Raw genomic sequence first — 6,347 nt, forward strand, 5'->3', positions numbered from 1 at the left:
AGCTTCCACTAGAAATTTCAAAAACTGAAGATTGGTAGTTGATCAGTGAATACATTGAAGCACAAGATTTATAAATAAAAATCAGATATTCTTTTTGATAAAAAACTTAATATCAATTTAATTGATATTAAAACTGATTTTACTCATGAAATCTAATACTTCTTTCTGCTGTAATTTAGTCAGAAAATGGAGCTGCATAATAATTTCAGCCAGCAAATCATCTTCTGTGTAAAAATAAGCGACTGGTACTTCTAAAACTTCAGCTATTTTTTTAGTTATAAGTAGATCAGGTGCATATTTTCCTGTCTCATATTGATTCATTCGTGCGCTAGCCGAAGCTTCATCAATACCTGCAAGTATCCCCAACCGTTCCTGAGAAAGTTTTTTCGCTTTACGGGCAATTTTTAGACGCATTGAAAATACATTAGAATTTTTACGTACCATATATTTGATAATCAATTTAAAACTAAGATTCTCTTAGTTTTAAATTGATTAATTACTAAGAATTCCTTAGTATTATTCTCGTGATAGTTATCTTTTTTATACTATTGATCCAATAATCAGAGGGTAAAATGAATAAGAATTTTTTATTTTTAGTAGGTTCTTTTTTCGCAATTAACTTGACAGGCTGTCAACAAATTCAAACTGTAGCAGATAGCACAGTAAGTGTTATATCAAAAGGTGTAAATGCCTATGATGGATGGATAAGTAAAGGTACTCAACAAGTTTGGGATGAAATGGCTAATAAGGAAATACGAAACAAATTTTTAGTCCTTTCAAGTAGTTCTAATAATATGATTGTTTTAAACCCGTCATTAATCAATGATAAATTCAAATTAGAAAAACGGACAATGGGTTCAATTCATTTAGAAAAATATATCAATCACGAAGCAAATTTTAATGAAGCGAATCGAAAAATTAACAATGGTATTTATCTTTCAGAAAAAGATTTAGCTTCAAAAATGTTTATTGAGCAAGCTCTCGCTAAAGGCCATCAGGTTCGCATATATAAAAAGAACATTAATAGTGATTTAAATCGCGGATTAGTGCAATCCATTACAGAGTTTAATGGCGCAGCGAATCGTTATGATGTGGATCCTGCATTTGTAGAGTTTGATAAAGAGGGGAGTCCTGTAGCGATTATGACGCGTTCATGGCAAACAATTTCAGCCATTGGTGTCGATAGTCGTATATATACCAATATTTATTCTGCTCAAGATGCCTTGCGTTGGTTTGAAAATAATTTCTCAAATCGCTACTTAGACGATTCACTAATTCGTACTATTCGTTAATTTAAATATCAAAGTGGAAATTCTGATGAAAAAATTATTATTACTGAGTTTACTTGGTGCTATTGGAACCAGTGTTTCTGCTGCTTCTAACTGTTCAATTAGTTACAGCGCTGATAACAAACTAACAGAGATTATTAGAAAAAATAATTTTGAATTTGATAATTATAATGAGGTTTGTGAGCGCTTAAAAAGTGCGAATGCAAAAGTTGACTTACGCTATAGCTCAGCTATAAGTAATCAACAAGCTACTGCTGTTGTAATTGCTACAGTTGAAGATATAAATTTTCCTATATTTTCAAATAACTATAAACGTTCAATATGGTCAAGTCCAGAACGAACTACAGCCATGGAAATAGAACTATTAATGGATGCGGTTAATGATGCATTAAATGTCATAGATCAATCAGACATTAAGGGGCTGAATGAAAATCGTAAAAAACTGAGTTTTAAAACATATCCGGCTTCATCCGGTATAAATATAAAATAATAAAAGGAAAATTTGGAATGATTAAGTTTAATTTTTTACATGTTGTTTTTTTGACTCTTATCTTGGGGAGTGGTTGTAGTAAAAATGACCAGACTAATATTGCAGGCGAAAAGACATCGTCTACCTCTGAATCAAATGTAAACATAAGTAATGACCCAAATGCTAAATTTATAGCTCAGCAAACGACTTTAAACTCATTTGAAAGCAGTCATATATTTAATAATTACGGTTTCGCTTATCGCTATGAAAGTCGTAGTGGTGATGGTGAAGAGCATTTTTATAAATCCATTCAAGAATTTACGAATAATGACATTACCAATCAAAGAGATATATTAGCTGAAACATGGGTTGAAATTTCTAAAGAGGAATATTTACAGACCAAACAGCATTATGATCAAACCCGAAACCTTAACGACTTACATCCTGAAATTTTAGAGTCTACCCAGATTTATCAGAAATTTTTACAATTTCTTGAAGAACAGCAAGCTCGACAAGCTGAATTTGAAAAAAAACGTGTGGATTTCAATGCTGAGTTTGAAGAAAGAAGAGCTGATTTTGATGCCGAGTTTAACCGTAAACATGCAGAGTTTGATAAGAATTGGGATGAATCAACTCAACCCTCTACAAAATCAAAAAATATAGATACAACTCATAAAGATGTGCTTGATGATATTCAAATGACTGAACCTGAACTGGCCGATGATGAAAGCCAACCTGAAAATACCCGTGCCCTATAACATTTTTACAGCTAAACATTTTTTAATAGGAGATATTTCATGCATAAATTATGGGGTAATGGTCTTATTGCTTATTCTATAGTGATTTCGATGTCAGTAATGGCTGCACCACAATTATTTAATGTAGAGCTAAAAGGTGCAACACGTGATCAAATTCGCTCAGCATTGCAAAATACCAATGTTAAAGTGGTTCGTGAAGACAACAACTACTGGATAGATAAATACAATTCCAATGCTGTATTAGAAGGTACTACAGAATTAAATTTTGGATATACATCCAATGGAAAATTTGCTTATGCAGAATATAAATTTCCCGTATTCATGGATTCAGGAAAAATTGTAGAGGTTGCAAATTTTGTTTCATCAAAATATGGAAAACCGAGCCAACGCTCAGGAAATCCTAGTCTAGGAGAAGCAAGTTTTACTTGGAATTTCAAAAATGGTATGAGTATTACGGCATATCGTGGTTGGCCTGATACTACAACGTATTTGAATTACACAGATAAAATAAACTATTCAAAAATGAACACTGAAATAGAAGCTGAACAAAAACGACAACTTCAACAGAAAGCACAACAACAGGAATCTGCATTTTAAATGAAGACTTACTGTTGAGTATATTGCCTTATCTCCATATACACATTGATGTTATTCTATGCGTCATTAAAATTAATTTTAACTGGTTTTGCATAGCTGACTTCTCTTCAAAATATGACTTTATTTCTATTTAGCAATTAGTGGAATTAGCCTCTACCTTGGGCAGTGGTCAGCTCATCTGAACGTGAATTGATCTATGCATGAAGGAATGCCGCTGGATTACCGAAGCCTACTCAGATTGTTGCAGCAGAATATATCATTAAGGGAAAACCTGACTCTGAAGGTAAGCATCCGCTAAGCCTCACTTTTGCTAACTCATTAATATCGAGATAGTGTCCACTAAAATTTAAGTGGACACCTATTTATGGATTTAAAGGCAGTTATAGACAGCACACCAACGCTAAAAAAGCCCCGTCGAACTTTCACAGCTGAATTTCAACATCAACTTATTCAGCAATGTCAGCAGCCAGACACATCGGTGGCTAAGGTCGCAATACAACACAGGTCAATGCGAATCTGTTGCATAAATGGATTCGTCAGTCCAGATCAATGGTCCCATCATTAACAATCCCATCCAGTCCACAGCACGATAGGGTTCCACTACGTTAGGAACAAGGTTCCGCAAGGGATCATATGATCGAGATCGACTGGCCTGTGGAGTCAGTAACTGAATTACTGTTGCTGATCCAGGGTTTGACTCAATGATCCGTATTGATGAAATCTGGCTTGCGACCCAGCTGATGGATATGCCTGCGGGTATGGATACTGTCATGGCTCAAGTGGTGAGAGCCTTTGGCTCGATCAAACCTCATCGCGCCTACCTATTCTGTAATAAACGTGGCCATCGTATGAAAGTGCTTATGCATGATGGACTGGGCATCTGGCTGTGTGTCCGGCGACTGGAACAGGGTAAATTCCACTGGGCTCAGTTTCATCAGGGTGAATAAGTTGTAATAACCGTTTGTCTTCAAGAATTTTGCTTGATTCAGGTTAATGCAACCAGGCGTAATAGCTAGCGAGTAATCTCTGGAGAGAATACACAAAATGCTCTTATGCAACGCTCACATTAAATAATGATCCGATCCAGGAGCTGAATAGCATCGCGATAATGCCCCAAAGCATCACCCGGATTGAGCCTCTCCAGATGCTGACTCCGCCTACATAACTGGCCAGTGCACCCATAATACCAAGACTTAATACTCCAATCACCATCACGCCTTTCTCTAAATATTGCTCAGGCAGCAGCATAATGGAAATTAAAGGAAAAAGTGAGCCGACTGTAAATGCAGTGGCTGAAGAAAATGCAGCGCGAAAAGGCTGGGCAGAGGTATGATCTAAAATACCAATTTCATCACGCGCATGTGCATCTAAAGCATTGTGTGCAGTCAGTTGTTGCGCGACTTCTTGCGCTAAAGCGGGTTGTAATCCGCGTTGTATGTAAATATTTTTAAGTTCATTTAATTCATGTTCAGGATGGCGTTGTAGTTCACGTTGTTCCATCTCCAGATCATTCTGTTCAATGTCTTGCTGGGATTTAACCGAAATATATTCACCCGCAGCCATTGATGCAGCCCCAGAGATCAATCCGGCGATACAGGTCACCAGTAGGGTATGGGTAGATGCGCCACTGGCTGCAATTCCCACCACCAGACTGGTGACTGAAATAATCCCGTCATTTGCTCCCAGCACCGCTGCACGTAACCATCCAGCACGTTCAATATAATGTTTTTCGATATGATAAGAATGGCGCACAATAAACTCTCTTGCTGTTATCCACATGATTATAGTCAATATAGGATGATGAAACCTTAATTGAGCCAGACAATAGCGAATATAAATCCGTATCCATACCTATCCCTGCCATTTTGAATAACTTGCTTTAAATACCTATCAATTCAGAAGCGCATCCATATTCAGGCTGGATATCATCGGTATTTTGTTCACTGGAGATCAAGTTAAGATTCAGATAATTTTCAGATCTTAAAATTAAGCTCTAATCAATACTATTTTTTTGGATGCTTTTCTTACTTGATGGGGTCAATCATAGAATGGGGAATAAAAGCGCCCGAGCTTGGTATACACAGTTTCCCAATGATGCTTATTCATATCATGTCGTTGCACTTTCAATTACATAAAGAGTGAGCATACTGAAAAATCTACTGATCTCTACAAGGTTTTTGATAATCCCTAAGGTTGTGGGTTTTAGCGCAGTGAACATTTCCGTAAAAAAAGATTTATTTTGATTCAATGTGAGTAATTGTTTCATCCTTTACATTAAATCAATACCGAAATGGTGCAAGATAGCGGCCCATGTCAGGAATAGAACCAGGGTCATTACACAACAAAGGGCTAAAGCTGGCCAAAATCCATAACGCTGATACAGGAGGGGAAATGCTAAAAACATCGGTAAGGTCGGCACCACATACCAAAAGGTGTACCAAGCATGATTTGAAATTCTCTGTGGATCTTGATGCTCAAGTTTCATCCATATCAGTACCAGTAGCGTTACAATCGGTAAGGCTGCGATCAACCCGCCTAAACGGTCACTACGTTTGGCCACTTCTGAAATAAGTATTACCATCCCAGCTGTGAGCGCATACTTAGCAATAAGCCAGACCATGTGCATTTCCTGTAATTAATCAAAATTTTATTTTATAGCGGGTTGAAATCAGTTACATATTGTATTTCATCGATATCCGTACTCATGAAGGATGGTTGTATCTTGCAGTTGTGATTGACCTGTTTTCACGTCTTGTTGTTGGCTGGTCTATGAAATCCAGAATCACGACAGATCTGGTTTTAGATGCATTATTGATGGCTTTGTGGCGAAGACACCCAAAGAACAAAGTCTTGATCCATTCTGATCAAGGCAGCCAATACACCAGCCATGAATGGCAGACATTTCTCAAGCATCACAATCTTGAAAGTAGTATGAGTCGTAGAGGAAATTGCCATGACAATGCTGTTGCAGAAAGCTTCTTCCAGCTATTAAAGCGGGAACGAATTAAAAAGAAAATCTATGCATCAAGAACTGAAGCCAGATCGGATATCTTTGAATATATTGAGATGTTCTACAATTCAAAACGCAGACATGGTTCCAATGGTCAGCGTTCTCCATTAGATTATGAAAAAGCCCATCAAAATGGACTGCTCCCAGTATCCTAGACATGAGACAGCCTCATTTTGAAGCTGCTTCAAAGGCTTCTGGACTCATCCCGTCGAGATGCGAATGAC

The 6,347-nt window shown here is 37.0% G+C and carries 8 protein-coding genes and 1 pseudogene; 6 read left to right on the forward strand and 3 right to left on the reverse strand.

The features are described from left to right. Window positions 1-117 precede the first annotated feature (117 nt). Complete coding sequence (locus tag GTU69_RS14405) at window positions 118-444, reverse strand: helix-turn-helix transcriptional regulator (RefSeq protein WP_166171473.1); 327 nt, start codon at window positions 442-444, stop codon at window positions 118-120. 128 nt (window positions 445-572) lie between these two features. Here GTU69_RS14405 and GTU69_RS14410 point away from each other — a divergent pair, with 128 nt between their 5' ends. From GTU69_RS14410 to tnpB, 5 genes are all read left to right on the forward strand, one after another. Continuing rightward, complete coding sequence (locus GTU69_RS14410) at window positions 573-1,292, forward strand: hypothetical protein (protein ID WP_166171475.1); 720 nt, start codon at window positions 573-575, stop codon at window positions 1,290-1,292. 25 nt (window positions 1,293-1,317) lie between these two features. Beyond that, window positions 1,318-1,779 carry a hypothetical protein gene (locus tag GTU69_RS14415; protein WP_166171477.1) on the forward strand — a complete coding sequence of 154 codons (462 nt, stop codon included), beginning with the start codon at window positions 1,318-1,320 and terminating at the stop codon, window positions 1,777-1,779. Window positions 1,780-1,796: 17 nt separating this feature from the next. Continuing rightward, a complete protein-coding gene (locus GTU69_RS14420) occupies window positions 1,797-2,516 on the forward strand; it encodes a hypothetical protein (RefSeq protein WP_166171479.1) in 720 nt (239 codons plus the stop codon). A gap of 39 nt (window positions 2,517-2,555) precedes the next feature. Continuing rightward, window positions 2,556-3,113, forward strand: a complete 558-nt coding sequence (locus GTU69_RS14425) for a hypothetical protein (RefSeq protein ID WP_166171481.1) — start codon at window positions 2,556-2,558, stop codon at window positions 3,111-3,113. Window positions 3,114-3,814: 701 nt separating this feature from the next. After that, window positions 3,815-4,060 carry an IS66 family insertion sequence element accessory protein TnpB gene (gene tnpB, locus GTU69_RS14435; RefSeq protein WP_166171483.1) on the forward strand — a complete coding sequence of 82 codons (246 nt, stop codon included), beginning with the start codon at window positions 3,815-3,817 and terminating at the stop codon, window positions 4,058-4,060. Window positions 4,061-4,163: 103 nt separating this feature from the next. Here tnpB and GTU69_RS14440 read toward each other — a convergent pair whose 3' ends face one another. Both GTU69_RS14440 and GTU69_RS14445 read right to left on the reverse strand, forming a co-directional pair. Further along, window positions 4,164-4,865, reverse strand: a complete 702-nt coding sequence (locus tag GTU69_RS14440) for a VIT family protein (RefSeq protein ID WP_166171485.1) — start codon at window positions 4,863-4,865, stop codon at window positions 4,164-4,166. Window positions 4,866-5,382: 517 nt separating this feature from the next. After that, window positions 5,383-5,733: a DUF3147 family protein gene (locus GTU69_RS14445; RefSeq protein ID WP_166171487.1), complete on the reverse strand. Its 351-nt coding sequence runs from the start codon at window positions 5,731-5,733 to the stop codon at window positions 5,383-5,385. A gap of 74 nt (window positions 5,734-5,807) precedes the next feature. Between GTU69_RS14445 and GTU69_RS14450 the strand changes: the two are divergent. Further along, window positions 5,808-6,278, forward strand: a pseudogene (locus tag GTU69_RS14450) (IS3 family transposase); the annotation flags it as partial. Between the last annotated feature and the right edge of the window lie 69 nt (window positions 6,279-6,347).

Origin of the sequence: Acinetobacter sp. SA01 (assembly GCF_011319235.1) — a bacterium.
In the GTDB taxonomy this organism is placed as follows: Bacteria; Pseudomonadota; Gammaproteobacteria; order Pseudomonadales; family Moraxellaceae; genus Acinetobacter.

What these genes read in the sequence shown, in the direction of transcription:
- tnpB (WP_166171483.1), top strand. Translation starts at nt 3,815, where the DNA reads ATGATCCGTATTGATGAAATCTGGCTTGCGACCCAGCTGATGGATATG.
- GTU69_RS14420 (WP_166171479.1), top strand. Translation starts at nt 1,797, where the DNA reads ATGATTAAGTTTAATTTTTTACATGTTGTTTTTTTGACTCTTATCTTG.
- GTU69_RS14405 (WP_166171473.1), bottom strand. Translation starts at nt 444, where the DNA reads ATGGTACGTAAAAATTCTAATGTATTTTCAATGCGTCTAAAAATTGCC.
- GTU69_RS14415 (WP_166171477.1), top strand. Translation starts at nt 1,318, where the DNA reads ATGAAAAAATTATTATTACTGAGTTTACTTGGTGCTATTGGAACCAGT.
- GTU69_RS14410 (WP_166171475.1), top strand. Translation starts at nt 573, where the DNA reads ATGAATAAGAATTTTTTATTTTTAGTAGGTTCTTTTTTCGCAATTAAC.
- GTU69_RS14445 (WP_166171487.1), bottom strand. Translation starts at nt 5,733, where the DNA reads ATGGTCTGGCTTATTGCTAAGTATGCGCTCACAGCTGGGATGGTAATA.
- GTU69_RS14425 (WP_166171481.1), top strand. Translation starts at nt 2,556, where the DNA reads ATGCATAAATTATGGGGTAATGGTCTTATTGCTTATTCTATAGTGATT.